Source organism: Mesorhizobium sp. PAMC28654, assembly GCF_020616515.1.
Classification (GTDB): domain Bacteria; phylum Pseudomonadota; class Alphaproteobacteria; order Rhizobiales; family Rhizobiaceae; genus Mesorhizobium.
Window position 1 is genome coordinate 6,628,330 of the sequence record NZ_CP085135.1, and the last position, 24,622, is coordinate 6,652,951.

Here is a 24,622-nt window from a genome sequence, read left to right on the forward strand (position 1 = left end):
ATTCATGCCCTGGAACGACAAGAGTGGCGGAGGCGGCGGCCCGTGGGGCGGCGGCGGAAATAATGGCGGACCCTGGGGGCAGGGACCAAAAGGACCGACAGGTCCGCAGGGCTCGCCCCCCGATCTCGAAGACATCATCCGGCGCGGCCAGGACAGGCTGCGGCGCGCGCTGCCGGGCGGCGGTGGCGCGAGCCCAGCTGTGTTCGGGTTGATCGCGCTGGCGCTCGTCGCGCTGTGGGCATTCAAGGCCGTCTATACGGTGCAGCCCGACGAGGTCGCGGTCGAACTGCGTTTCGGCAAGCCGAAGCCGGAACTGTCGCAGCCGGGCCTGCATTTCCATTGGTGGCCGCTTGAAACTGTCGAGACGGCCAAGATTTCCGAGCAGCTGGTCGATATTGGCGGTGGCAACACCAGCGGCAACGGCCTGATGCTTTCGGGCGACCAGAACATCGTCAACGTGCAGTTTTCGGTGGCCTATCAGGTCTCCGATCCGCGGGCTTACCTGTTCGACGTTTCCGATCCCGACGGCATGCTGCGGCAGGTCGCCGAAAGCGCCATGCGCGAAGCGGTCGGCCGCCGGCCGGCGCAGGACATCTTCCGTGATGACCGCCAGGGCATAGCGGCCTCGGTGCGTGAGATCATCCAGACGACGCTGGACGGCTACAAGGCCGGTCTCAACGTCAACGCCGTCTCGATCGAGGATGCAGCACCGCCACGCGAGGTGGCCGATGCGTTTGACGAGGTGCAGCGCGCCGAGCAGGACGAGGACAAGTTCGTCGAGCAGGCCAATCAGTATTCCAACCAGAAGCTCGGCCAGGCACGCGGCGAGGCGGCACAGGTCCGCGAAGACGCGGCCGCCTACAAGAACCGGGTCGTGCAGGAAGCCGAAGGTGAGGCGCAGCGCTTCATCTCGGTCTACGACGAATATGCCAAGGCGCCCGACGTGACGCGCAAGCGCCTGTATCTCGAAACGATGGAGAAGGTCCTGAAGGACTCCAATAAGGTCATTGTCGAGCAAGGCAACGGGCAGGGTGTTGTTCCCTATCTGCCACTGCCGGCACTGCAGCAGAAGGCGCCTACGCCCACCCCCCTTGGTGCAACCACGGGAGGTAACCAGTAATGGCCAACCGTCTTCCCATCATCGTCGTCATCCTGGCGGTCATCCTGTTTCTCATCTATTCATCGGTTTTCGTGGTGAATGCGCGCCAGCAGGCGCTCGTGCTCCGGTTCGGTGAGATCGTCGACGTCAAGAGCGACCCCGGCATCTACTTCAAGGCGCCGTTCTCGTTCTTCGACGCCGATACGGTGCAACTGATCGAGAACCGGGTGCTGCGCTTCGACCTCGACAACATCCGCGTCCAGGTGTCGGGCGGCAAGTTCTACGAGGTCGATGCCTTCATCGCCTATCGCATCTCGGATCCGCGCGTCTTCCGTGCCGCCGTGTCAGGTCAGATCGAATTGGCCGAAGCGCGCCTCAGGACGCGTCTCGACGCTGCCTTGCGCCGCGTTTACGGTCTGCGCGATTTCGAGGCCGCGCTCTCCGAAGAACGCGCCGTGATGATGCGCGAAGTCCGCGATCAGCTCAGGCCCGACGCCACGTCGCTCGGCCTGCAGATCGAGGATGTCCGTATCCGCAGGACCGATCTTACGGCCGAGGTTTCACAGCAGACCTACGACCGCATGAAGGCGGAACGCCTGGCGGAGGCCGCGCGGCTGAGGGCACGCGGCAACGAAGCGGCACAGCGCATCACGGCACGCGCTGATCGTGAAGTGGTCGAGATCGTTGCCGAGGCGCAGAAAGAGTCCGAGATCCTGCGCGGTGAGGGCGAAGCTCAGCGCAGTGCCACCTTCGCCGATGCCTACAAGCGCGATCCTGCATTCTTCGACTTCTACCGCTCGATGAATGCCTATGGTACCGCGTTGGACGGCACTGGAACGACGATGGTCCTGTCGCCGAGTTCGGAGTTCTTCCGGTTCTTCCGCGATCCCGACGGCAAGGAAGCGGGGGCGAAGCCTTTGGGGCCGCAGCCCGCACCCGCGGCTACCGTTCCGGCGGCAAGCGCCGCTCCGGCGACGGCACCTGCCGCTCAACCTGCAACCGGCCAGTAAAGGCCGGTGCAGGATTTCTTCGCCGCCATTGGCCTGGTCCTCGTTGTCGAGGGGCTGGTCTATGGCGGCTTTCCTGTCCTCGCCAAGAAACTGGCGGGCGAGGTCCTGTCGATGCCGGAGAATGTATTGCGGATCGCCGGGCTGGCGGCGATCGCCATCGGTGTCGGCATCGTCTGGCTGGTGCGGGGCGGGGTAGGCTGATCGGTTCGCGGCTTGGGAATACGCAGGATTTCTATCCTGCTTCTAGCCATAGCCGCAAACGTGCCGTATTTCTTGCCAACATGACGCGATGCGGCGGTTTCGTCGAAGCGCTTTTCTTTTCAGAAAATACCGGGAGGCTTCTCGATGACATCCAACACCCTTTTGCGCGCGGCACGACGGACGTTCATCGCGGGCGCCGCGGCACTGCTCGTCGGCGTGGTTGCCGTTCCGTCCTTTGTCACGCCTGTGTTCGCCAATGACGGGCCGCCCTCGGTCGCCGACCTCGCCGACAAGCTGCTCGGCGCGGTGGTCAACATATCGACCTCGCAGACAGTCAAGGGCACGGAAGGTCCGGGCGCGGTTCCGATGCCGCAGCTTCCGGAGGGCTCGCCCTTCCAGGATTTCTTCGACGACTTCTTCAAGAACCGTGGTGGCGACAAGGACAGCGGCGCGCAGAAAGTGCAGTCGCTGGGTTCCGGCTTCGTCGTCGACGCGGACCAGGGCATCGTGGTGACCAACAACCACGTGATCGCCGACGCCGACGATATCGAAGTCAACTTCTCCGATGGCATCACGCTGAAGGCGACGCTTGTCGGAACCGACCCCAAGACCGATGTCGCCGTGCTGAAGGTCGATCCGAAGGGGCACAAGCTGACCTCCGTGAAATTTGGCGACTCCACCAAGATGCGTGTTGGCGACTGGGTGATGGCGATCGGCAATCCGTTCGGCCTCGGCGGCACGGTGACGGTGGGCATCGTCTCGGCCCGCAACCGCGACATCAATTCGGGTCCCTATGACGACTTCATCCAGACCGATGCCGCGATCAACCGAGGCAATTCGGGTGGACCGCTGTTCAACAGCGCGGGCGAAGTCATCGGCATCAACACGGCGATCATTTCGCCTTCCGGCGGTTCGATCGGCATCGGTTTCTCGATTCCCGCGCAACTCGCGTCCGGCGTCGTCGACCAGCTTCGCCAGTTCGGCGAGACGCGGCGCGGCTGGCTCGGCGTGCGTATCCAGCCCGTGACCGCCGACATCGCCGAAAGCCTGGGCATGGCGACGGCCAAGGGCGCGCTCGTCGCCGGCGTCATCAAGGGCGGACCTGTCGACAACGGAACCGTTCAGGCAGGCGACGTCATCATCAAGTTTGACGGTACGGATATCCACGAGATGCGCGACCTGCCGCGCGTCGTGGCGGAAAGCCCGGTCGGCAAGGCGGTCGACGTGATCATCGTGCGCAAGGGCGTCGAGCAGACCGTGAAAGTGACGCTCGGCAGGCTCGAGGACGGCGAGAAAGCAGCTAGCGCCGAAGACAACGGCACCGATCAGGGCAAGGCTGACAAGGCTCCGCCAGTTTCGACGGCCGCCGTGCTTGGTATGACAGTCGGCGAGCTCAATGACGACACGCGCAAGAAGTTCAGCATTGCCGCCGACGTTTCCGGCGTCGTCATCACCGACGTCGCCAAGAATTCGGCAGCCGCTGAACGTGGCATCCAGCCCGGCGAGGTGATCACCGAGATCGCGCAGGAATCGGTTGCCACGCCCAAGGACGTCATGGACCGGATCGGCGCGTTGAAGGAGCAGGGCCGCAAGAATGCGTTGCTGATGCTGGCGTCGAAGACCGGCGAGCTGCGATTCGTGACCATAAGAATGGATTGAGTCCGGAAAATCCGGCAACACTCTGATCCCTGAAAAGAAAAAGGGCGGCTAGCGAGCCGCCCTTTTTCTTGTGTTCCAGTCGGTGCGGGAGAGCCTGTAGAAAACATGCCGCTTGAGCGCGGGATGGCTGTCGGGAATGTCCGGATGGTCGAAATCGGCGGACGGATCCGTGATCATGCCGATCCGCTCCATGACGGCGGTGGAGCGGCGGTTGTCCTCGACGGCAAAGGACACGATTTCGTCGAGGCCGAGCGTTTCGAAGCCATAGGCGAGCCAGGCTTCCGCTGCCTCCGAGACATAGCCCTTGCCCCAGAATTCGGGCGCCAGCCGCCAGCCGATCTCGACGGTGCCGGCCGGCAGGAACGGCAGATGATCGGTTCCGGTGAGGCCGACAAAGCCGATGCATTCGCCAGTGGCCGCTATCTCGGCCGCGGCGAAGCCTTGGCCGTCACGCTCGATGGCGGCATGCAGTTCGTCCATCTTGGCATCGGCCTGCGCGCGGTTGCGCCGGAACGGAAAGAATTCCATCACGCGTTCGTCGGAATTGATCCGGTGGAAGAGTTCGCGGTCGCGGTCTTCCCAGTTGCGCAGGATCAGGCGTTCGGTGCGGATGGGCTTCATTCGACAAAATCTTCGCGTCGATAACCCTGGAGGTAGAGCAGGGCGGTCAGGTCGCCATGGTCGATGCGCACCTTTGCCTGCGCTGCTACCGCTGGCTTCGCATGAAGCGCGACGCCAGTGCCGGCGAGGCGGATCATGTCGAGGTCGTTGGCGCCGTCGCCGACCGCGATGGCATCGGCGGGCGCCAGGCCGAGGCGGGCCGAAATTTCCATAAGCGCATCTGCCTTGGCGGCGCGGCCCAGGATCGGTTCGGTGACGAAGCCGGTGAAGTGGCCGTCCTGCTCGATCAGGCGATTGGCGCGGTTCTCCTGGAAGCCGAGCATGGCCGCGATGCGTGTGGTGAAGACCTCGAAGCCACCGGAGACCAGTGCCGCCCAGGCACCATTGGCCCGCATCGTCTGGACAAGCGCACGGCCGCCGGAAGCGAGCGTCAGGCGCTGGGCGATGATGCGATCGACCACGGCGGCGTCGAGACCCTTCAACAGCGCCACGCGCTCGCGCAGGGCCGGTTCGAAGGCGATCTCGCCGTTCATCGATCTGGCGGTGATGGCGGCGACATGATCCTTGACGCCGATTTCGTCGGCGAGCTCGTCGATGCACTCCTGGTCGATCATGGTCGAATCCATGTCGGCGATGAGGATGCTCTTGCGTCTTCCCTCGACCGGCTGAACGATCACATCGACCGGCTCGGAGGCCAGCGCGGCGCGCAGGCTGGCCGCCGCCTCGGCGGCGTCTGCCGCCTCGGGCAAGGCCAAATCGCAGGCGATCCCTTCAGCCAGCCAATGAACAGCGCTTGCGCCAACCGACCTTGAGGCCATATTCGCAAGCGACGGCAAAAGGATGTGGTCGGCGGGACGGGACACGAGCGTGGCGACAAGCGGCATTGAAAATTCCGGCGGAAAGGCGGGCCAAGGCCGCGTGAAGAACGCGATCCTGATAGCCGGGCCGACCGCCAGCGGCAAGTCGGCGCTTGCGCTCGATCTGGCCGAGCGCAAGGGCGGCGTCATCGTCAACACCGATTCCATGCAAGGCTATTCGGTGCTCGATGTGCTGACGGCGCGGCCGAGTGCCGCCGATCTCGCCCGTGCCCCGCATTATCTGTACGGGCACGTTCACCCATCCACCGCCTATTCCACCGGCGCCTGGCTGCGCGACGTGATGAAGCTGATCGACGACGGCGTGTTTTCAGGACGACCGGTAATCTTCGTCGGCGGCACCGGGCTCTATTTCCGGGCGCTTGCCGAGGGCATTTCGGAAATGCCGGATATTCCGCAGCGGATCCGCGACCGCTGGCGCTACGAGTTGAAGGAACAAGGCGCGGTCAAGCTGCACCAGATCCTGATGCGCGAGGACTCCAAAGTCGCCATGATTCTGAAGCCGACCGACAGTCAACGCATCGTGCGGGCGCTGGAGGTGCTGGACGCCTCGGGCCGTTCGATCCTCGAGTGGCAGGCGGCGCGCGGCCAACCGCTGATCGACAGGAATGGTGCGCACTTCATCGTGATCGAGCCGGATCGGCCGGCCCTCGTGGCGCGGATAGAAGTCCGGTTCGACCAGATGCTGGACAAGGGCGCCCTGGAAGAAGTTAGTCGCCTCACAGCCCTTGGTCTCGATGCTGACTTGCCCGCGATGAAGGCGATCGGTGTTCGTGAACTGCAGGCCGCGATGGCCGGAAACATGGGTTTTCCCGAGGCGATCGAGCGCGCTAAGATCGCCACTCGGCAATATGCCAAGCGGCAAGCGACATGGTTCAGGAATCAATTGGGGCCGAAATGGCTGAGATCAGGCCCCGGTGATGAAACGGAAACCATGATCCGACAGTCCGGTTCGGATACAACCTGCTAAGTTGACGCGGAAGGAAAGATTCTCGTTTGGGTTGTCCAAATTAACCCTCCGTAAGGTCGCGCATGCGATAAGGTCGGCGGGTGTTTTTGAAACGGGGAGCAGATGCGTTTCCACAAGGCGGAATCCGCATTTTTCGTCTTTATCTTCGTGATCCTGGCCGCGGGCTTGGTGACGCTGCATGCCTATGGCCTTCTGCAATCGCTTGCCGCCGAGATCCGCACATCCTCTGGAATCGATCAGATCATCTACCTCAACAAGCTGCTGTTCGCGACCGGCGTGCTCCTGGCGACAGCCTTGTTCTTCGGCGTTTTCTTCATCTATCCGCTGATCCGCAAACAGGCGACGGAAGAGGGCAAGCTGCGTGCCATGACGGTTTCGCTCAGCGCGCGCTCGGAAACACTGGAGCATGCGGCACTCACCGACAGCCTGACCGGGATGCAGAACCGGCGCTATTTCGACGATGCTCTGAAGGAATATCTGGAAGAGTTCCGCCGCATCGAGAAGCCCGTCGGATTGATGATCCTCGATCTCGACCATTTCAAGCAGGTCAACGACACCCATGGCCACGATGTCGGCGACGAGGTGCTTCGGGCCGTCGCCAACTGCCTCAAGGACATGACGCGCTATCATGACGTAGTGGCGCGGCTGGGTGGCGAGGAATTCGCCGTGGTCACGCCCAATACGGATGCGGAACTCCTGGCCAAGTTCGCCGAGCGCATCCGCAAGGCGATCGCCAACATGTCGGTGCTCTCCGGCAATGTGCGCCTCAAGATCACCACCAGCGTCGGGCTGGCCGTCTGGGATCGCAAGGAAACAGCCGAAGAGTTCTACCGCCGCGCCGACCGCCAGCTCTATGAGGCGAAGAGGCAAGGCCGCAATCGCGTCTGCGCCTGAAATCCCGAAGAAGAATTCATGAGGCCGGTCGCCTGACGCGACTTTCTCGACTTCCGGTGCTCACGGACTAAATGTCCGCTCCGCTCCGGCTTCTCGACAGCCACGTCATTCAACTCGGCCTGATGAATTCCCTTTCGGGATTTACCCAAGCTGGCCAGCGAAGCAGGGCCCTTGGACGTTTCGGCGTGGGTTTTCAGAACTGCCGGTAGATCGAGGTAATGCGCAGGCTCAATCGTTCTGCGGGCGCAGGCCGAAGGTCGCGGGCTTGAGGCCGTAGCGCATGTCGAAATCGTCGTCCGGCTGGATGCGCGGGACGGGAGGCTTGCGGTATTCGGGATCGCCGGCTTGCCGGCCTGAATCCACGACCTGGGCGAAGGCCATTGCCTGCTGCGGCCTTGGCACGTTGCGCAGGCGATCGACGATCGCCGCGAGATCGACGTCGTCGCCGATTTCGGATGGCACGGCCTGCTCGCGCTTGGCGGTGCCCGGAATCAACTCGTCCGCCAGTTTTTCGAATTTCAGCCGCATCGTCGTCGCCACGCCTTCGCCGAAGGCGATGGCCTCGCGCTGGCCCATGGATGAGAGGAAGGCGAGCGTCGAGGCCGAGGAATCGGCGATTGCCGAGCGGATGATGGCCTGGTCCTGTTCGTTGGCGAGCCGCATGGCGAAGAAGGTCGAGCATTGCGACAGGATGGTCGGATCAAGTTCGCCCGGACGCTGGGTGACGACGCCGAGATAGCAGCCATATTTTCGGCCTTCCTTGGCGATCCGCGACAGCGCGTGTCTTGTCGGCGCGAAGCCTAGCCGGGGATCGGCCGGCATGTAGCGGTGCGCTTCCTCGCATAGCAGCAGCAGGCGAAGCTTGCCCTCGCTCCACAGAGCCAGGTCGAAGGCCAGGCGCGCCAATACCGAGCAGACGGAGTTGACGACTTCCGAAGGCATGCCGGCCATCTCGAAGCAGGTCACCGGGCGGCCATGGTGCGGCACGCGGAAGATGTTGCCGATCGTCTCGTGGATCGTGTCTTCGATCAGGCGCGAGTTGAACATGAAGCGGTAGCGTGGATCGGCGGCGGCCGATTCGATGCGTGTCTTCAGTGATTTGAGCGTCGGGCGGTCGTTCTTGCTTTCGAGCAGACCCATGCGCTCGTCGATCTGCTTGATGAGATCGACCATGCGGTAAGGCACAGGCGTGTCCGCTGTCAGAGCATCGCTGCCGCGCCGCACATAGGAGCCCGAATTCGGATTGCGGTAGAGGTTCTTGGCGGCGGGAATGAGGTCGCGCAGCACATCGACTTCCTCCGGCACCGTCTCGCGCCCGCGAAACAGCACTTCGGCGAATTCCTCGAGCTTGAACATCCAGAATGGCAGGTCAAGGGTCGTTGAATCGACCCTGACGCAATATTCGGGCAGCGACGCCGCGAACTCGTTGTGCGGATCGAGGATGAGGATGCGCAGGTCCGGGCGGGCAGCGATCGACTTGCGTAGAAGAAGCGAGACGGCGGTCGATTTGCCGACGCCGGTGGTGCCGACGACCGCGAAATGCCGGGCCAGCGTATCGTCGATGGCGATGTTGGCGTCGATCGCCTCGTCCTGCGACAGTGTGCCGATGGTGATCGAATGGCGCCCCGCGAGATCGTAGACCGCCTGCAGGTCCCGGCTACGGATGCGGTGGGCAATGGCGCCGATATGCGGATAGGTGGTGATGCCACGGTCGAAGACCGGCTTGGCGCCCGGCTCGGCGCCGTCACGGACTTCGCCAATCAGCTCGATCTTGACCTCGATCGGGTTCTGACCCTCGCTGCTCCAGGCGCGATCCGACTTGCCGATCTCATAGACCAGGCCGACGGTTCGTGCCGTGCCCAGATTGATGGAAATCATCTTGCCGACCGTCCACAGGCCGGTGATCACGCCTTCAATGTCGTCGGCATAGGCGCTGATCGTGGCGCGCGCGCCGTCGCACTGCACGACATTGCCGAGAACCCGCTTGTCGTTCTGCTCCGCGTCGCGGCGCTCTTGCGATGTCGGCTCTCCAATGGCGGCTTCGCGTTCAACAAACATGGACAGGCTGTTTCCCCATTTCCCCAAGCGGATCGACCCTAAAGGAACGGGGTTAAGGTGGGGTGAGGCTGGATGGTGTAGGAGGTCTTAAGGCATTCCCGACAATTCAATCGAACCTCTCTTTTCTCGGCGAGAAGAATTCGCTATATCGGATTTATGGATGATATAGCGAACGATCTTTCCACGACCATCGGCAGGAGAATACATGCCGAAAGAAGCATGCGTGACTGGTCATTGGCCGGGCTCGCCGAACGGTCCGGCGTGTCGAAAGCCATGCTCAGCACCATCGAACGGGGCAAGACGAGTCCGACGGCAGCACTTCTAGTGCGCATCGCGTCGGCTTTCGGCATGACGTTGTCCACGCTGATCGCGCGGGCGGAACTTCAGGGTGGCGGACTGCTTCGCGATGGCGATCAGCCGATATGGCGCGACCCCGCCACCGGCTATGTCCGGCGCCATCTTTCGCCGGCCTCGGACATGCCGCTCGAACTGATCAGGGTCCAACTGCCGGCGGGAGCCAAGGTCAATTTCCCCGCAGCGTCCTATGCCTTCATCAAGCAACAGATATGGCTGATGTCCGGACGGCTCGAATTCACCGAAGGCGATATCGTGCACAGGCTCCAGCCCGGCGATTGTCTGGCGCTCGGCGCGCCGTCGGATTGCAGCTTCCATGCCCCCGGGCCGGACACCGCCGATTGTCTGGTCGCGCTGGTCAGGGGCTAGGGGATGGCACGAAGCCCGAAGCGCTCCCACAATGGTGGGCCACCGCTCGACGACTATAAGGGGCCGCCATGGGGCAAGGGAGACCCGTACATCTTCCTTGCCTGGCAAGCCGCGCACGCCAAGGCGTGGAAAGCGCCGAGCCACGAGGTCATGCTGCTGCGGATGGAAAAGGCCGAACGACTGGGTCTGACCTATGAGGAATACACGCTCGAGATCCTGGAACGCGGGCTGCATCTGCAGCCGAAGGACACCGATCGCATCGCCGCGATCAAGGCGGCACGAAAGCGAAGGCGGGTCAGCCGCCTGGACTGACGGCTGTGAGCCGGGCGCATGATCGCGACAACCATTTCAACCAAGGGACATCGTGCATGGGGTCGATCGAAATCAAGGCACTGGCCGGCGCGGGGCGAGCGCGAGACCTGCTGGTCGACATTCTGATCGAGACGGTTGCCGCGGGCGGGTCGGTCAGCTTCATGCATCCGCTGGCGCGGGAGGCCGCCGAAGCCTTCTGGGAAAAGTCCCTCCAGGCCGCGGCGAGAGACGAAAGAGTGGTGCTGGGCGCGTGGGATGGTGACGCCTTGATCGGCACCGTGACACTGCTGCTCGACTTTCCGCCCAACCAGCCGCACCGGGCCGAGATCGCCAAGCTGATGACATCAGTCGACCAACGGGGCAAGGGCGTGGCGACCAGCCTGATGCGGGCGGCGGAGCGCCTCGCGGTCGAGAAGGGGCGCACGCTGCTGGTGCTGGATACCGCGGCAGAGGAAGGCGCTTCCGGCCTTTACGAAAAACTGGGCTTCACACTGACGGGCGAAATCCCCGACTATGCGCTGAAGCCGCATGGTGGGTTGACCGGTACGCTGATCTACTGGAAGCGCATCGGCCCTGCCTGATTGATCTATGTCCTCACCGCGCTTGGGTGACGCGACAAAAGCCACTGACGAAAATCCTGTTCGGCGCGCGACAGTGGCGCCGCCGAAGGCCGGGTCAGGAAATGACCAAAACTGCTGGACAGTTCGAAGTCGGAAAGCGGCACCAGCGCCTTGCCGGCGAGAGCTGCGTCGATCAGGGGCCGGGAGCCCAGCAGGATGCCTGCGCCGGCCCTGGCCGCCTCCATGGCGGCGACAAAACTGTCGAAGCGATGCGAGCGCCTGGCATGTCCCGCCAATCCGGCGGCAGCGAACCATTCCGCCCACATTTCACGCGCGCCGGCGACCAGAAGCAGGGGCAGGGAGGTCCAGTCGGCATCGTCAGCCAGAGCCGGGGCCGCGACCGGCACGAGCCGCTCGACGGTCAGCCTGTCGGCTTCTCGCCCGGGAAAGGAGCCGTTGCCGAAACGGATATCGAGCACCGAGCCCGGCTGGTCATAGTCGGTGGGCCGGTGGATCGTCACCACATCGAGCTGGATCTGGGGCAACGCCTTCGCGAGATCGGGCAAGGCTGGGACCAGTACCAGCAAGGCAAAGGAGATCGGCACCCGGATGGTGACGGTCTGGACGGCGCGAGGTTCGAACAATTCCGTGGTGCTGTTGCCGATGGTTGCGAAGGCCGACTGGATGTGCGGCAGATAGGCCGCCCCCTCCGGCGAGAGCACCACGCCGCGCGCCAGCCTTGAAAACAGCCGGGTTTTCAACCGCTCCTCGAGAAACCGGATGTGCTGGCTGACGGCCGCCTGCGTCAGGCCAAGCTCGCCCGCGGCAGCGGTGAAGTTGGACAGCCGCGCCGCCGCCTCGAAACTGCGCAGCCAGTCCAGCGGAGGCAAGGCATCAGGGGTTCTATAAGCCATTAGAATTATCGCCCCATTGGCCAAAAAATGATAATTTGAGTTATGCCTTGGGAAGCGTCAGCATGCAATGGAAACCCATGGACCGGACCATGGGTGCAAGGCACAGGACCTCATCCATGTTGACCCACGCGCTTATCGGCGACGAAGGAAGAACAATCGAACTTGGCTGGGAGGACGGGGCACGCACCCGTTTCCATGCCATGTGGCTGCGCGACAATGCGCTGGACGACAAGACACGCAGCGCCGGCAATGGCCAGCGCCTGATCACCATCCTCGACATCCCGGCCGATACACGCATCGGCGCCGCTTCGGTCAAGGGCGGCGCGCTGGAGGTCAGCTTCGCGCCGGAAGGCAAGACAGTCAGCTTTCCCGCGCAATGGCTGAGCGCCAACGCCTATGATCGCGACGCGGCCCGCCAACCCGGCTGGACGGGCGATGAGATTCAGCGGTGGACCAAGGCGACGATGCAGAATTTCGTGCCGCGCGCCGGTTATGCGGAAGCCAGCCGCGACCGCAACGTCCTGCGCGAATGGCTGTCGGCAGTGCGGTCCTATGGCTTCGCGGTGATGGACGGCCTGCCCACTGAATCCGGTTCGCTGTGCAAGGTGTCCGACCTGTTCGGCTATGTCAGGGAGACCAATTACGGCCGCTGGTTCGAAGTGCGCGCCGAGGTCAATCCAAGCAATCTCGCCTACACCAATCTCGGCCTCCAGGCGCATACCGACAATCCATACCGCGATCCGGTGCCGACGCTGCAAATCCTATCGTGCATCGAGAATACGGTGGATGGCGGCGAGTCCAGCGTCGTCGACGGTTTTGCCGTCGCGGCGGCCTTGCAGGCCGAAAACCCGGAAGGTTTCAGGCTCTTGAGTTCATGCCCGGCGCGTTTTGAATATGCCGGCTCGTCCGGCGTTCGGCTGCAGTCGAAACGTCCGATGATCGAACTCGGTCCGGATGGCGAACTGATCTGCATCCGCTTCAACAACCGTTCGCTGGCGCCCACGGTCGACGTGCCGTTCTCCGACATGGATGCCTACTACAGGGCCTATCGCCGCTTCGCCGAACTGATCGAGGATCCGTCCTTCGAAGTGACGTTCAAGCTTGAGCCGGGCCAGGCCTTCATTGTCGACAACACCCGAGTCATGCATGCCCGCAAGGCGTTTTCCGGCACCGGCAAGCGCTGGCTGCAGGGCTGCTACGCCGACAAGGACGGCCTGCTCTCGACGCTTGCCGCGATCGAACACGGTTTCAAGGAGGCGGCGGAATGAGCGGCCAGGATCTGAACGCGGGCAATATCGTCGAATTCATCGCCGATATTTTCGAGAGGCGTGGTGCGGAATCCTATCTCGGCGAGCCGGTCACCATGTCCGAGCACATGCTGCAGGGCGCATGGCTGGCCGAGCAGGACAGCGCGCCGGAAGAACTGGTGGCGGCGGCATTGCTGCACGACATCGGTCACTACACCAGTGAGTTCGGCACCTATTCGCCCGACGATGTCGAGGATAAGCACCATGACGAAGCCGGTGGCGAAGTGCTGGCGCCATTCTTTCCGCCGGTGATCGTCGAATGCGTCAGGCTGCATGTATCGGCCAAGCGCTATCTGTGTGCCACCGATCCGACCTATTTCGGCAAGCTGTCGCAAGCGTCGGTCCACACGCTGTCGCTGCAGGGCGGCCCCATGAATGCCGACGAAGTGGCCGAGTTCCGCAAGAACCCCTTCCACGAGGAAGCCGTGCGGGTCCGCATCTGGGACGAGGGCGGCAAGATCGCCGACATGAAGACGCGCACGTTTCGCGACTACGTACCGTTGCTGGAACGTGTGGTGGAACGGTTCGCGGCCGACAAAGCAGCATAGCCACTCGCAACCAAAACCGGGAGGGAACAGCCCATGTGTTTCTGCTTTGACGGCGAAAGCGCGGTGGCTGCCTACCGACCGGACGGGTGCCGGGAGCGCCTGCCTGCCGTACGTGGCTTCGCCTCGCCGCTAAACGCGTCCGCCGGCGCGCTCTTCCAGCCCGGCGCCAAGCGCTCATCCGAGCAAGGCGACGGAGAGCACAGCCGTCGCCTTGCCGTTGTGCTTGGTTGAATGTGTTGGCCGCGCGCAGGAGGCGGCCATTTAGCGGACTATCCTTTGTGGTGGACTTTCTGCAGCCCGTAGACCGGTGTCGGCAGGCCTGCTTGCCGAGCCTTCAACTGCAGTGACAGGAACTGCGAATAGTGGCGCGACTGGTGCAGATTGCCGCCGTGGAACCACAGCGCCTCCTGCTGCGTCGGCTTCCACATGTTGCGCAATTCGCCTTCCCATGGGCCGGGATCCTTGGTGGTATTCGAGCCGAGGCCCCAGCATTTGCCAACCTTGTCGGCGACGTCCCTGGAGATAAGGTCGGCTGCCCAGCCGTTCATCGAGCCGTAGCCGGTGGCGTACACGATGACGTCGGCCGGCAGTTCGGTACCGTCGCTGAGCAGGACCGAATGTTCCTTGATCTCGGTCACGTCGACGCCGCTCTTCAGCTTGATTGCGCCGTCGATGACAAGCTGCGAGGCGCCGATGTCGATGTAATAGCCGGAACCGCGCCGCAGATACTTCATGAAAAGGCCTGAACCGTCGTCGCCCCAGTCGAGCATGAAGCCGGCCTTTTCCAGACCCGTGTAGAATTCTGCATCGCGTTTCTTCATCTCGGCGTATGCCGGGATCTGGAATTCGTGCAGGATCTTGTAGGGCAGGGAGGCAAAGACGAGATCCGCCTTGGCCGTTGTCATGCCGCTCTGAACCGCCTGTTCCGAGTAGAGCGAGCCCAGCCCGATTTCCATCAGCGTATCGGATTTTACGATATGCGTCGTCGAGCGCTGCACCATGGTGACATCGACGCCTGCCTCCCAAAGTGCCGCGGCTATGTCGTGCGCGGAGTTGTTCGAGCCGATGACGATGACCTTCTTGCCGACATAGGCGTCGGGACCGGGATGTTTCGAAGAGTGGTGCTGGTCGCCCTCGAAGTTTTCCATGCCTTTGAATTTCGGAACATTGGCCTTGCCGGACTGTCCCGTAGCCAGAACGAGCTGCTTCGGCTTGAGCGTGATGTCCTTGCCGTCGCGGTGGACGACGACGGTCCATTCCTTCGTCTTGTCGTCATAGGAGGCGCTCTTGGCCTCGGTCGAGGACCAGTAGTTCAGCTCCATGACCTTGGTGTACATTTCCAGCCAGTCGCCGATCTTGTCCTTGGGCGAGAAGACCGGCCAGTTCTTGGGGAAGTCGATATAGGGCAGATGGTCGTACCAGACCGGGTCGTGCAGGCAGAGCGACTTGTATCGCTTGCGCCAGCTGTCGCCGGCACGTTCATTCTTCTCGACGATGATGGTGGGCACACCGAGTTGCCGCAGCCTTGCGCCGAGCGCGATGCCGCCCTGGCCGCCGCCGATGATCACGGTGTAGGGCTGGGTCTTGAAACCCAGTTCGGCGGCTTCCTTCTCGCGCTCCTCCTTCCAGGTCGGGCGGTTCTTGCCGGAGCCATGCTTGGCGCCCATCGGCCGCGCGAAGCCGGCCGGTTCTTCATGGCCCTTTAGCTCGGCCATGGTGGTCAGCAGCGTCCAGATCTTGCCGTCCTTCAGCCTGATATGGCCGAAGCCGCGCGCAACCTCCGTCTCGAAGCTGATCCAGCCTTCGATCAGCCCACCGTCCTCGGAGGCGTCCTCGCCCTTGGCGATGGCAAAGTGCGAGGGCTTCGTCTTGGCCAACTGGCTCTTCAGCATGTCGCGGACCTGGTCGCGGCCCTCCATGGTCTTGATGTTCCAGGTAAAGGTGACGAGGTCGCGCCAGTAGCAGTCCTCCTGGAAACAGCCGACCGCCTTCTCTATGTCTCCGCCGGCAAGGGCGCCGCCGAATGTATCGAGAAGGTCGGACAGTTTCTTGTTGGGGGCCTTGTCGAGCATCAGGTTTCCTCCCGTGAAATCCAGATCGTCGTGATTGCTCCGCCGGACTTGCCAGCCGGACGATCAAGTATCGGCAGAGATGGCGGCCTTCGTCACGCCCCACCATAGTTTCGCGTGGTTTCAATGGTTTATCTGAAAAACACGGTCTCGGGCCAGTTTGGGGGCACCCGCACCGGGGATGATGAGAGTTACGTTCCTGCTTCAAAAACGTCGAGGCGCTGCGGCGTCCGTCGCCCAATCGTGGTGGCCGCTCGCCGCGTCATGAAGCGCCTTCATTGCCGGCGCGATTTTTCCCGTTGACAGGCTGCCTTTCCCGCCCTTAGTGTCCGCGACCATGAAGAAGGCACTCATTCTCGTAGGAAGGCGCGTGGGCAAGGCGGTGTAACCGCCAGGCGAAAACCTCCCATGCGCAACACACAGGCTCCCTCGGGGGCCTTTTTTATTGCCCAAAACACGACTAAACGACCAGCAACGCCCAAATGGCGACAGTACGGGACCAGACCGATGAGCAACGGACAGAACGAACGGCGCGAAATGACGGGCGCCGAAATGGTGGTGCAGGCGCTGAAGGATAACGGCGTCAAGCATGTTTTCGGCTATCCGGGCGGCGCGGTTCTCCCAATCTACGATGAAATTTTCCAGCAGGACGAGGTCGAGCACATCCTGGTCCGCCACGAGCAGGGCGCCGGCCACGCGGCCGAGGGCTATGCGCGCTCGACCGGCAAGGCCGGTGTCATGCTGGTGACCTCGGGCCCGGGCGCCACCAACGCGGTGACGCCGCTGCAGGATGCGCTGATGGATTCGATACCGCTGGTCTGCCTGACCGGGCAGGTGCCGACCTCGCTGATCGGGTCCGACGCATTCCAAGAGTGCGACACGGTCGGCATTACGCGCCCCTGCACCAAGCACAACTGGCTGGTGAAGGACGTCAACCAACTCGCCGCGACGATCCACGAGGCTTTCCACGTCGCGACCACCGGCCGTCCCGGTCCTGTCGTGGTCGATATCCCCAAGGATGTGCAGTTTGCCAGAGGATTTTACGTGCCGCCGCAGATCGCCCCGCGGACCAGCTACCAGCCGAAGGTGCAGGGCGATCTGGAGAAGATCAAGGCAGCCGTCGAACTGATGGCCGGCGCCAAGAAGCCGATCATCTATAGCGGCGGCGGCGTGATCAATTCGGGTCCGGAAGCGAGCCATTTGCTGCGCGAACTGGTCGATCTCACCGGTTTCCCGATCACCTCGACGCTGATGGGCCTGGGCGCCTATCCGGCATCGGGCAAGAACTGGATGGGCATGCTGGGCATGCACGGCACCTATGAGGCCAACATGGCCATGCACGATTGCGATGTGATGATCTGCATCGGCGCGCGCTTCGACGACCGCATCACCGGACGGCTGACCGCCTTCTCGCCGAACTCGCGCAAGATCCACATCGACATCGATCCGTCGTCGATCAACAAGAACGTCCATACCGAAGTGCCGATCATCGGCGATGTCGGCCGGGTTCTGGAGGATATGGTGCGCCTGTGGCGGGCGAGCGCCAAGGCCGACAAGAAGGCGCTCTATCCATGGTGGGAGCAGATCGCCAAGTGGCGCGCCCGGGATTCGCTCGCCTACAAGATGAACCACGATGTCATCATGCCGCAATACGCGATCGAGCGGCTGTACCAGCTGACCAAGGACATGGACACCTACATCACCACCGAGGTGGGCCAGCACCAGATGTGGGCGGCGCAGCACTATCATTTCGAGAAGCCGAACCGCTGGATGACCTCCGGCGGGCTGGGCACGATGGGCTATGGCCTGCCGGCGGCGCTTGGCGTGCAGATCGCGCATCCCAACGCACTGGTCATCGACATTGCCGGCGACGCTTCGGTGCAGATGACGATGCAAGAGATGAGCGCGGCGGTGCAGCACGATGCGCCGATCAAGATCTTCATCCTAAACAACCAGTATATGGGCATGGTCAGGCAGTGGCAGCAGCTGCTGCACGGCAACCGGCTATCGCATTCCTACACCGAGGCGATGCCTGATTTCGTCAAGCTGGCGGAAGCCTATGGCGGCCACGGCATTCGCTGCGAGAAGCCGGACGAGCTGGACGACGCGATCAAGGAGATGATCTCGGTCAGGAAGCCGGTGCTGTTTGACTGCCGCGTGGCAACGCTCGCCAACTGCTTCCCGATGATCCCATCGGGCAAGGCGCACAACGAGATGCTCCTGCCCGACGAGGCGACGGACGAAGTAGTGGCCAACGCCATCGACGCCAAGGGCAGGGAACTGGTGTAGCCGACCAAGCCAAGGCAGGGCTTGTCGAAAGAAGCCGTGCGCAAACAGATAATTAGACCAAGAGTTTGAAATCGAGATTCATGTCATGAACGCACAGCTACAACCGACCGGCTCGGCCTATTTCATCGCCAAGGAAACAGAGAAGCCGGAGAACCACACGCTTTCCGTTCTGGTCGACAACGAGCCGGGCGTGCTTGCCCGGGTCATCGGCCTGTTTTCCGGGCGCGGCTACAACATCGAGAGCCTGACGGTTTCCGAGACCGAGCACGAGAAGCACCTGTCGCGTATCACCATCGTGACGCGCGGCACGCCGCATGTTCTCGAGCAGATCAAGCATCAGCTCGAGCGCATCGTGCCGGTGCATCGCGTGGTCGATTTGACCGTGCGTTCGCATGAGTTCGGCCAGGAGCGGCCGCTGGAGCGGGAACTGGCACTGGTGAAGGTCGCCGGCACCGGCGAAGCCCGTGTCGAGGCACTGCGGCTGGCCGATGCCTTCCGCGCCAGCGTCATCGACGCCAACACCGAGCATTTCATCTTCGAGATCACCGGCAAGGGTACCAAGATCGATCAGTTCATCGCCATCATGAAGCCGCTCGGCCTGGTCGAGATCTGCCGAACCGGCGTGGCGGCGATGAACCGTGGCCCGCAGGGCATGTAGGCATCCATACGACGTTCAGATTCTGCATTCACGTTAGGGCAAGGCGGTCCGAAAGACGATTTGAGAATTGGTGGTGCATGACCCCGCGACAAGAACTGGCGATACATGTGATGATGTACGCCTTGATCGCATTCTCGATTTGGGTGCTTGCTCATGCCTGGGTGACGATGACGGTCCTAGTCGGACGAAGCGCTGAATGGGTCGCCTATGCGGATAATCCAACCAGATTCTGGGATGGAATCTTCTTCCACGCCGGATCCATCATCATCTTCAGTTGGTTTCTTTGGGCGCTGAAGTATCGCCGTCGTCGAGACTGATCGCCCGAATTTATCCGGTCAAACGCCTGCGCAGCCTCATGTCAGATGACAATGGTTCGACTTCTCGTTTGCCGAAGTCATGGTGAAATCGCGATCAGCAATTTAGGCTGGACTAACGGATCGGTGTTGCACCGCGTCCTTCGTTCATTTAAGTCAGCATTGCTGACCTTGTGATCTCCTTATGTCCCTCGATGCGTTCCTTGCCCTGCTGGTTTATGCCTTCGTGACATCGATCACGCCGGGGCCGAACAATTTCATGCTTTTGGCTTCCGGCGTGAATTTCGGCTTTGTCAGGACGATCCCGCACATGCTGGGCATCGGCATCGGCTTCCTCGTGCTGCTGCTGGCCGTTGGGTTTGGTCTTGGCGCCGTGCTGACGGCGTTTCCGGTGCTGCATACCGGGCTCAAGATCGCTGGCGGCGCGTACTTGCTCTATCTTGCCTGGAAGATCGCCATGTCGCGTTCACTAGGCGGCAAAGGCGAGGCCAGGGCACAGCCGATGCGCTTCATCGATGCGGCCGCATTCCAGTGGGTCAATCCCAAGGCGTGGGTGATGGCGATCACCGCCATGGCTGTCTACACCAACCCGGAACGGCCGTTCCTGTCGGTGTTGCTGATCTCGATTGCGTTTGCCGTCGTCAACCTGCCGAGTGTCTCGACCTGGGCGGGATTCGGCACGGCGTTGCGCGGGTTTCTGTCGGACCCGGTGCGGCTGAAATGGTTCAACATCGCCATGGGTGTGCTGCTGGCGGCGACGCTATGGCCCATGCTGCGCTAGATCATCGTCCGGTCCGGTAGGTTTCCGCAGAATAAGATCCGGCTTTATCTTCCTGTTTCAAAATGCTATTTTGCCAGAAGGCGGCTTCCGTTTTCGGTCAAGGCACGCCTTCGGTCAGCAATCGCGGCCTCATGCACAATTAATGTGCAGCTATTGTGCACCGCACATTAAATCTTCGTAATGCCCGGTTTTGGCCCTTTTTCGCCTTCGGGTTGCGCTATCTATCAGGCCAAATCGCGGCAGAACGTTGTGATTTTTGCTATGGTATGACCACCGGACAACGGCGTGTCGGACGGAGAGGGCCTTTTTACGATGCGTGGAAAAGTAGTGCTTGGGGTGATTGCAGTCGCCTGCGTTGCGGCAGGCGTCCTGTATTTTTCACCGACGACAATGAGCAACCTGCAGCAGATGTTGCCAAAGCAGCTGCAGCCACAGCAGGCGGCAGCTCCGGCAGCGCCAGCCACGGCCGCGGGCAGCGCCCATTCGATCTCGATCGTCTCAGCCACCGCTTCCACCGCCGATTTCCCGATCCGGCGCTATGCCATCGGCTTCGTGTCGTCCCCCAACGTCGTCAGCATCAATCCGCGCGTGTCCAGCCAGGTCGTCGCGATCTCGGTCAAGGACGGCCAGATGGTCAAGGCCGGCGACCCCCTGTTTTCGCTCGACGATCGCGCGCTGAAGGCACAGCTTGCCAAGGACCAGGCGACGCTCGCCAAGGACCAGGCGCTTCTTGCCAGCTCACAATCTGATTTGCAGCGCGCCAAGGATCTAGTGGCCAAGCAGGCTGGCACGCAGCAGACCTACGATCAGGCTGTCGCGGCGCAGAAGGCGGCCGCCGCCACCGTCGACGCCGACAAGGCGACGATCGACGCCGACAATGTCCAGCTAGGCTTCGCGACCATCTCGGCGCCGATCGCCGGCAAGCTCGGAGCGGTCAACATCTCGATCGGTGATCTCGTCAACACCAGCAACGGAAACAGCAGCACATCGACGCCGCTGGTGACCATCACCCAGATGGACCCGCTGCAGGTCAATTTCAATTTGCCCGAAAGCGATCTCGCGCTGCTGCACAAAGCGCTGGCGCAGCCCGAGGACGGTGCTGTGACCCTGACCAAGGATGGCGACCCGACGCCTATCGGCAAGGGAACGCTCGATTTCGTGGACTCCAGTGTAGACACGGCCTCCGGCACGATCGCGACGCGGGCGAGCCTGCCCAACCCAAATCTTTCACTGTGGCCGGGCCAATATGTGAATGTGATCGTCAATGCCGGCACCATGCCGCAGATGACGTCCATCCCCACGGTCGCGGTGCAGCCAAGCCAGAAGGGGTCTTTCGTCTATGTCGTCAAGGCTGACAACACGGTGGAGATGCGGCCCATACAGGTTGCGTTGACCGAGGGTGACAACAGCGCCATCAGCCAGGGGCTGAAGAGCGGTGAGCGCGTCGTCACCGAGGGGCAGACAAGGCTGAAGAACGGCACTCCCGTTCATGAAGGCAACGCAACGGCCGGGGCCAGTGACCAGGCCGCTCCGAAAGTCGCCGAGGCGGACAAAGCTGGCGAGGCAAAGCAATGATCTCAGAATTCTGTATACGCAGGCCTGTCGCCACACTGCTGATGTCGTTCGCCCTCATTCTGGGCGGGCTTTTTGCTTACAAGTTCCTGCCGGTGGCAGCGCTTCCTAGCGCGGAATTCCCTGTGGTCAACGTTTCGGCTTCACTGCCGGGCGCTTCGCCGGAAACCATGGCGACATCGGTCGCGACGCCGCTGATCAAGCAGTTCGCCACCATCGCCGGCATCGATTCGATCTCGACCACCAACTCGCTCGGCACGACCTCGATCGCCATCCAGTTCGTTCTCAACCGGGATATCGACGCCGCCGCCGCCGACGTGCAGGCTGCCATCGCGCGAACGCAAGGTTCGCTGCCGCCGCAGATGACGTCGCCGCCGAGCTACCGCAAGGTCAATCCGGCGGACGCGCCGATCCTGCTGATGTCACTGGTCAGCGACTCGGTTCCGCTAACCGACCTCGACGCCTTCGCCGAAAATGTGATTTCGCCATCGCTGTCGACGATCGACGGCGTGGCCCAGGTCTCGATCTATGGCCAGCAGAAATACGCGGTGCGCATCCAGATCGATCCGACCGCGCTTGCCGCGCGCGGCATCTCGATCGACCAGTTGCAGACATCCATCGCCGCGGCCAACAGCAACACGCCACTCGGCGTGCTGCAGAACAACAAGCAGCAGCTGACGATCACCGCCAACACGCAGCTGATGAACGCCGCTGACTTCTCCAACATCATCATCGCCACCAAGAACGGCCATCCCGTGCGGCTGGGTGAAGTGACGCGCGTTGTCGATTCCGTTGAGACCACGACAACTGCGAGCTGGTATGACGGCACGCGCGCCATCATCCTGGCCGTGCAGCGCCAGCCCGACGCCAACACGGTCGACGTGGTCGACCGCGTCAAGGCGATGCTGCCGTCCTTCCAGGACCAGATGCCGGCGGCGGCAACCATCAAGCTGCTCAACGATCGGTCGACTTCGATCCGTTCCGCCGTCAGCGATGTGCAGTTCACGCTGCTTCTCACCATCGCTCTGGTGATCATGGTGATTTTCTTGTTCCTGCGCCGCGTGACGGCAACCATCATTCCGGCGGTGGCGGTGCCGATCTCGCTGATCGCCACGCTTGGCATCATGTTCCTGTTCGGCTTTTCCATCGACAACATCTCGCTGATGGGGCTGACGCTGGCCGTCGGCCTGGTCGTCGACGATGCCATCGTCATGCTGGAGAACATCTTCCGCCATATGGAGGAGGATGGGCTTTCAGCAATGGAAGCCTCCCTCAAGGGTGCGCGCGAAATCGGCTTCACCATCATCTCCATCTCGATCTCGCTGGTGGCGGTGTTCATTCCCGTGCTGCTCATGGGCGGGGTGATCGGACGCATCTTCAACGAATTCGCGGTGGTGGTGACGGTCGCCATCCTGGCGTCGATGTTCGTGTCGCTGACGCTCACGCCGATGCTATGTTCACGGCTGCTGTCTGTCTCCAAGGCTGAACGTGAGGCGGCGCATGACCATGCGAAAAAGCAGAATTTCTTCGTTCGGGGCTATGACTGGCTGCTGAGCTTCTGCCTGCGCCACACGTTCCTGATTTTTCTTGTCTTCTTAGGAACGGCCGCCGGGTCGGTCTGGCTGTTGCAGATATCGCCCAAGGGCTTTTTCCCACAGGAGGATATCGGCCAGGTGTCGGTGACCACGATCGCGCGCCAGGATATCTCCTTCGATGCGATGGTGAAGCTGCAGGATGAGGTGGCTGAAGTCTTCTCGCATTCGCCCTATGTCGATCATGTGGCCTGGTCCGTGGGCAGTTCGAGCACCGCCCTCAACCAGGGACGGGCCTTCGTCCAGCTGAAGGCCAAGGACCAGCGGCCCAACATCGAGAAGGTGCTTTCGGATCTGCGAGCCCAACTCGCCGCGGTGCCTGGCATGGATACCTACATGCAGCCGGTGCAGAATCTGCGCCTCGGCTCCAGATCCTCGGCAAGCGCCTATCAACTGGTCGTCCAGGGCCTCGATACCGGCCAGACCGACATCTGGGCGCAGAAGCTCTCCGACGAGATGGCTGCCGACCACAGCAAGTTCACTGACGTGACCAACGACCTGCAGAACAATGCGCTGCAGGCGTCGCTGGTGATTGACCGGGACAAGGCGGCAAACCTCGGCATTGGTACCGATACGCTGCGCTCCGCCCTTTATGGCGGCTTCGGCACCGAACAGGTGTCGACCATCTTCGGTTCCGCCGACAGCTACGAAGTGGTCATGGAACTTGATCCGAAGATCGCCTGGTCGCCCGAAAGGATGCTTGCCATCCAGGTGCGGACGGCAAGTGGCAGCCTCGTGCCTCTCGGCGCCTTCGCGCGCGTCGACCGCACCGCCGGCGCCTTGACCGTAAACCAACTGGGTCAGCTTCCGGCGGTGACGATTTCCTACAACCTGCCGCAGGGCGTCGCGCTGGGTGACAGCGTGACGGAAATCAACGCGCTGAAGGACAAGATCGGATTGCCCAAGGCGATCTCGACGACCTTTGCCGGTACTGCCAAGACATTCCAGGATTCGCTCGCCAACCAGGGCGTGCTGATCGGCGGTGCCGTTCTGACAATCTACATCGTGCTGGGCATTCTGTATGAGAGTTTCATCCACCCGCTCACCATCCTTAGCGGCCTGCCGTCGGCGGTGCTGGGGGCGCTTATTGCCCTGCGGCTTGCCGGAATGGACGTCTCGGTCATCGCGATCATCGGCATCCTGATGCTGATCGGCATCGTCAAGAAGAACGGCATCATGATGATCGACGTCGCGCTTGAATTGCGACGAGAAGGCATGACGGCCAAGGAGTCTATCCACAAGGCCTGTCTGATGCGTTTCCGGCCGATCATGATGACGACGCTGGCGGCGCTGATGGGCACGATCCCGATCGCGCTCGGCACCGGCGCCAGCGCCGAGCTGCGTCAACCGCTCGGCGTGGCGGTGGTTGGCGGCCTGGTCGTTTCGCAGGCACTGACCCTGTTCGTCACGCCGGTCATCTACGTCTACATGGAGAATTTCTCCGGTTGGCTTCTCGGACTTTTGCCGAAGCACAAGAGCGAATTGCATGTGGTCAAAGGCGACGATCAGGGCTCGCTGTTCGACGACGGAATGCAGGAGCAGAAGGCGGCCGCGGAATAACGGCAGCAAAGAAGAAGAGCATTGCTGGCCCAAGGC

At 62.2% G+C, this 24,622-nt stretch carries 23 protein-coding genes; 18 read left to right on the forward strand and 5 right to left on the reverse strand.

The genetic code is table 11. The annotated features are described in order from the left end of the window. The first annotated feature begins 4 nt into the window (after positions 1-4). The 4 genes from hflK (at position 5) to LGH82_RS32835 (ending at position 3,969) form a co-directional block, all read left to right on the forward strand. Positions 5-1,120 carry an FtsH protease activity modulator HflK gene (hflK, locus tag LGH82_RS32820; protein ID WP_227346666.1) on the forward strand — a complete coding sequence of 372 codons (1,116 nt, stop codon included), beginning with the start codon at positions 5-7 and terminating at the stop codon, positions 1,118-1,120. Beyond that, a complete protein-coding gene (hflC, locus tag LGH82_RS32825; protein WP_227346667.1) occupies positions 1,120-2,109 on the forward strand; it encodes a protease modulator HflC in 990 nt (329 codons plus the stop codon). The genes hflK and hflC overlap by 1 nt, the downstream gene beginning before the upstream one ends. 6 nt (positions 2,110-2,115) lie before the next feature. Then, a complete protein-coding gene (locus tag LGH82_RS32830; RefSeq protein WP_227346668.1) occupies positions 2,116-2,310 on the forward strand; it encodes a DUF2065 domain-containing protein in 195 nt (64 codons plus the stop codon). A 144-nt stretch (positions 2,311-2,454) separates the two neighbouring features. Next, positions 2,455-3,969 carry a DegQ family serine endoprotease gene (locus tag LGH82_RS32835; protein ID WP_227346669.1) on the forward strand — a complete coding sequence of 505 codons (1,515 nt, stop codon included), beginning with the start codon at positions 2,455-2,457 and terminating at the stop codon, positions 3,967-3,969. A 48-nt stretch (positions 3,970-4,017) separates the two neighbouring features. Here LGH82_RS32835 and LGH82_RS32840 read toward each other — a convergent pair whose 3' ends face one another. Then, positions 4,018-4,590, reverse strand: coding sequence for a GNAT family N-acetyltransferase (locus LGH82_RS32840; protein WP_227346670.1), 573 nt, complete (start codon positions 4,588-4,590; stop codon positions 4,018-4,020). Beyond that, positions 4,587-5,474, reverse strand: a complete 888-nt coding sequence (serB, locus tag LGH82_RS32845) for a phosphoserine phosphatase SerB (protein ID WP_227346671.1) — start codon at positions 5,472-5,474, stop codon at positions 4,587-4,589. Before serB ends, LGH82_RS32840 begins: the two co-directional genes overlap by 4 nt. Between serB and miaA the strand changes: the two genes are divergently transcribed. Both miaA and LGH82_RS32855 read left to right on the forward strand, forming a co-directional pair. Then, entirely contained in the window at positions 5,431-6,435 is a 1,005-nt protein-coding gene (gene miaA, locus LGH82_RS32850; protein WP_227346672.1) for a tRNA (adenosine(37)-N6)-dimethylallyltransferase MiaA, read from the forward strand. The two genes, serB and miaA, sit on opposite strands and share 44 nt — an antisense overlap. Before the next feature lie 102 nt (positions 6,436-6,537). Continuing rightward, the gene (locus LGH82_RS32855; RefSeq protein ID WP_227346673.1) at positions 6,538-7,329 is read left to right on the forward strand and encodes a GGDEF domain-containing protein; all 792 of its coding nucleotides are present in this window, start codon (positions 6,538-6,540) and stop codon (positions 7,327-7,329) included. A 228-nt stretch (positions 7,330-7,557) separates the two neighbouring features. On the opposite strand, the gene LGH82_RS32860 is transcribed toward LGH82_RS32855, so the two are convergent. Further along, positions 7,558-9,387, reverse strand: coding sequence for an ATP-binding protein (locus LGH82_RS32860; protein WP_227346674.1), 1,830 nt, complete (start codon positions 9,385-9,387; stop codon positions 7,558-7,560). Positions 9,388-9,543: 156 nt separating this feature from the next. On the opposite strand from LGH82_RS32860, the gene LGH82_RS32865 reads away from it, so the two are divergent. From LGH82_RS32865 to LGH82_RS32875, 3 genes are read left to right on the forward strand one after another with little or no spacing between them, the layout of a single operon-like run. Further along, a complete protein-coding gene (locus LGH82_RS32865; protein ID WP_227346675.1) occupies positions 9,544-10,110 on the forward strand; it encodes a helix-turn-helix domain-containing protein in 567 nt (188 codons plus the stop codon). 3 nt (positions 10,111-10,113) lie between these two features. Continuing rightward, positions 10,114-10,422: a hypothetical protein gene (locus tag LGH82_RS32870; RefSeq protein ID WP_227346676.1), complete on the forward strand. Its 309-nt coding sequence runs from the start codon at positions 10,114-10,116 to the stop codon at positions 10,420-10,422. A 56-nt stretch (positions 10,423-10,478) separates the two neighbouring features. Beyond that, positions 10,479-11,003, forward strand: coding sequence for a GNAT family N-acetyltransferase (locus LGH82_RS32875; RefSeq protein ID WP_227346677.1), 525 nt, complete (start codon positions 10,479-10,481; stop codon positions 11,001-11,003). Between the two features lie 5 nt (positions 11,004-11,008). Here the strand turns inward: LGH82_RS32875 and LGH82_RS32880 are convergent, their stop codons facing one another. Continuing rightward, the gene (locus LGH82_RS32880; RefSeq protein ID WP_227346678.1) at positions 11,009-11,896 is read right to left on the reverse strand and encodes a LysR family transcriptional regulator; all 888 of its coding nucleotides are present in this window, start codon (positions 11,894-11,896) and stop codon (positions 11,009-11,011) included. Positions 11,897-12,012: 116 nt separating this feature from the next. On the opposite strand from LGH82_RS32880, the gene LGH82_RS32885 reads away from it, so the two are divergent. From LGH82_RS32885 to LGH82_RS32895, 3 genes are read left to right on the forward strand one after another with little or no spacing between them, the layout of a single operon-like run. Continuing rightward, entirely contained in the window at positions 12,013-13,164 is a 1,152-nt protein-coding gene (locus LGH82_RS32885; RefSeq protein ID WP_227346679.1) for a gamma-butyrobetaine dioxygenase, read from the forward strand. Next, positions 13,161-13,751: an HD domain-containing protein gene (locus LGH82_RS32890; protein ID WP_227346680.1), complete on the forward strand. Its 591-nt coding sequence runs from the start codon at positions 13,161-13,163 to the stop codon at positions 13,749-13,751. Before LGH82_RS32885 ends, LGH82_RS32890 begins: the two co-directional genes overlap by 4 nt. 33 nt (positions 13,752-13,784) lie before the next feature. Continuing rightward, the gene (locus tag LGH82_RS32895; protein WP_227346681.1) at positions 13,785-13,982 is read left to right on the forward strand and encodes a hypothetical protein; all 198 of its coding nucleotides are present in this window, start codon (positions 13,785-13,787) and stop codon (positions 13,980-13,982) included. Between the two features lie 38 nt (positions 13,983-14,020). On the opposite strand, the gene LGH82_RS32900 is transcribed toward LGH82_RS32895, so the two are convergent. After that, a complete protein-coding gene (locus LGH82_RS32900) occupies positions 14,021-15,823 on the reverse strand; it encodes an NAD(P)/FAD-dependent oxidoreductase (protein ID WP_227346682.1) in 1,803 nt (600 codons plus the stop codon). Between the two features lie 504 nt (positions 15,824-16,327). Here LGH82_RS32900 and LGH82_RS32905 point away from each other — a divergent pair. The 6 genes from LGH82_RS32905 (at position 16,328) to LGH82_RS32930 (ending at position 24,586) form a co-directional block, all read left to right on the forward strand. Next, positions 16,328-18,109, forward strand: coding sequence for an acetolactate synthase 3 large subunit (locus LGH82_RS32905; protein WP_227346683.1), 1,782 nt, complete (start codon positions 16,328-16,330; stop codon positions 18,107-18,109). An 85-nt stretch (positions 18,110-18,194) separates the two neighbouring features. Next, positions 18,195-18,767, forward strand: a complete 573-nt coding sequence (gene ilvN / locus LGH82_RS32910) for an acetolactate synthase small subunit (RefSeq protein ID WP_227346684.1) — start codon at positions 18,195-18,197, stop codon at positions 18,765-18,767. Between the two features lie 77 nt (positions 18,768-18,844). Continuing rightward, the gene (locus LGH82_RS32915; RefSeq protein WP_227346685.1) at positions 18,845-19,084 is read left to right on the forward strand and encodes a hypothetical protein; all 240 of its coding nucleotides are present in this window, start codon (positions 18,845-18,847) and stop codon (positions 19,082-19,084) included. A gap of 181 nt (positions 19,085-19,265) precedes the next feature. After that, the gene (locus tag LGH82_RS32920) at positions 19,266-19,862 is read left to right on the forward strand and encodes a LysE family translocator (protein ID WP_227346686.1); all 597 of its coding nucleotides are present in this window, start codon (positions 19,266-19,268) and stop codon (positions 19,860-19,862) included. Positions 19,863-20,174: 312 nt separating this feature from the next. Next, positions 20,175-21,437, forward strand: a complete 1,263-nt coding sequence (locus LGH82_RS32925; protein WP_227346687.1) for an efflux RND transporter periplasmic adaptor subunit — start codon at positions 20,175-20,177, stop codon at positions 21,435-21,437. Next, the gene (locus LGH82_RS32930; RefSeq protein WP_227346688.1) at positions 21,434-24,586 is read left to right on the forward strand and encodes an efflux RND transporter permease subunit; all 3,153 of its coding nucleotides are present in this window, start codon (positions 21,434-21,436) and stop codon (positions 24,584-24,586) included. Before LGH82_RS32925 ends, LGH82_RS32930 begins: the two co-directional genes overlap by 4 nt. Positions 24,587-24,622 lie beyond the last annotated feature (36 nt).

What these genes read in the sequence shown, in the direction of transcription:
- LGH82_RS32905 (WP_227346683.1), top strand. Translation starts at nt 16,328, where the DNA reads ATGAGCAACGGACAGAACGAACGGCGCGAAATGACGGGCGCCGAAATG.
- LGH82_RS32840 (WP_227346670.1), bottom strand. Translation starts at nt 4,590, where the DNA reads ATGAAGCCCATCCGCACCGAACGCCTGATCCTGCGCAACTGGGAAGAC.
- LGH82_RS32860 (WP_227346674.1), bottom strand. Translation starts at nt 9,387, where the DNA reads ATGTTTGTTGAACGCGAAGCCGCCATTGGAGAGCCGACATCGCAAGAG.
- LGH82_RS32875 (WP_227346677.1), top strand. Translation starts at nt 10,479, where the DNA reads ATGGGGTCGATCGAAATCAAGGCACTGGCCGGCGCGGGGCGAGCGCGA.
- LGH82_RS32880 (WP_227346678.1), bottom strand. Translation starts at nt 11,896, where the DNA reads ATGGCTTATAGAACCCCTGATGCCTTGCCTCCGCTGGACTGGCTGCGC.
- LGH82_RS32920 (WP_227346686.1), top strand. Translation starts at nt 19,266, where the DNA reads ATGTCCCTCGATGCGTTCCTTGCCCTGCTGGTTTATGCCTTCGTGACA.
- LGH82_RS32895 (WP_227346681.1), top strand. Translation starts at nt 13,785, where the DNA reads ATGTGTTTCTGCTTTGACGGCGAAAGCGCGGTGGCTGCCTACCGACCG.
- miaA (WP_227346672.1), top strand. Translation starts at nt 5,431, where the DNA reads ATGTGGTCGGCGGGACGGGACACGAGCGTGGCGACAAGCGGCATTGAA.
- ilvN (WP_227346684.1), top strand. Translation starts at nt 18,195, where the DNA reads ATGAACGCACAGCTACAACCGACCGGCTCGGCCTATTTCATCGCCAAG.
- LGH82_RS32865 (WP_227346675.1), top strand. Translation starts at nt 9,544, where the DNA reads ATGGATGATATAGCGAACGATCTTTCCACGACCATCGGCAGGAGAATA.
- LGH82_RS32835 (WP_227346669.1), top strand. Translation starts at nt 2,455, where the DNA reads ATGACATCCAACACCCTTTTGCGCGCGGCACGACGGACGTTCATCGCG.
- hflC (WP_227346667.1), top strand. Translation starts at nt 1,120, where the DNA reads ATGGCCAACCGTCTTCCCATCATCGTCGTCATCCTGGCGGTCATCCTG.
- LGH82_RS32925 (WP_227346687.1), top strand. Translation starts at nt 20,175, where the DNA reads ATGCGTGGAAAAGTAGTGCTTGGGGTGATTGCAGTCGCCTGCGTTGCG.
- LGH82_RS32885 (WP_227346679.1), top strand. Translation starts at nt 12,013, where the DNA reads ATGTTGACCCACGCGCTTATCGGCGACGAAGGAAGAACAATCGAACTT.
- LGH82_RS32930 (WP_227346688.1), top strand. Translation starts at nt 21,434, where the DNA reads ATGATCTCAGAATTCTGTATACGCAGGCCTGTCGCCACACTGCTGATG.
- LGH82_RS32900 (WP_227346682.1), bottom strand. Translation starts at nt 15,823, where the DNA reads ATGCTCGACAAGGCCCCCAACAAGAAACTGTCCGACCTTCTCGATACA.
- LGH82_RS32855 (WP_227346673.1), top strand. Translation starts at nt 6,538, where the DNA reads ATGCGTTTCCACAAGGCGGAATCCGCATTTTTCGTCTTTATCTTCGTG.
- LGH82_RS32915 (WP_227346685.1), top strand. Translation starts at nt 18,845, where the DNA reads ATGACCCCGCGACAAGAACTGGCGATACATGTGATGATGTACGCCTTG.
- serB (WP_227346671.1), bottom strand. Translation starts at nt 5,474, where the DNA reads ATGCCGCTTGTCGCCACGCTCGTGTCCCGTCCCGCCGACCACATCCTT.
- LGH82_RS32890 (WP_227346680.1), top strand. Translation starts at nt 13,161, where the DNA reads ATGAGCGGCCAGGATCTGAACGCGGGCAATATCGTCGAATTCATCGCC.
- LGH82_RS32870 (WP_227346676.1), top strand. Translation starts at nt 10,114, where the DNA reads ATGGCACGAAGCCCGAAGCGCTCCCACAATGGTGGGCCACCGCTCGAC.
- hflK (WP_227346666.1), top strand. Translation starts at nt 5, where the DNA reads ATGCCCTGGAACGACAAGAGTGGCGGAGGCGGCGGCCCGTGGGGCGGC.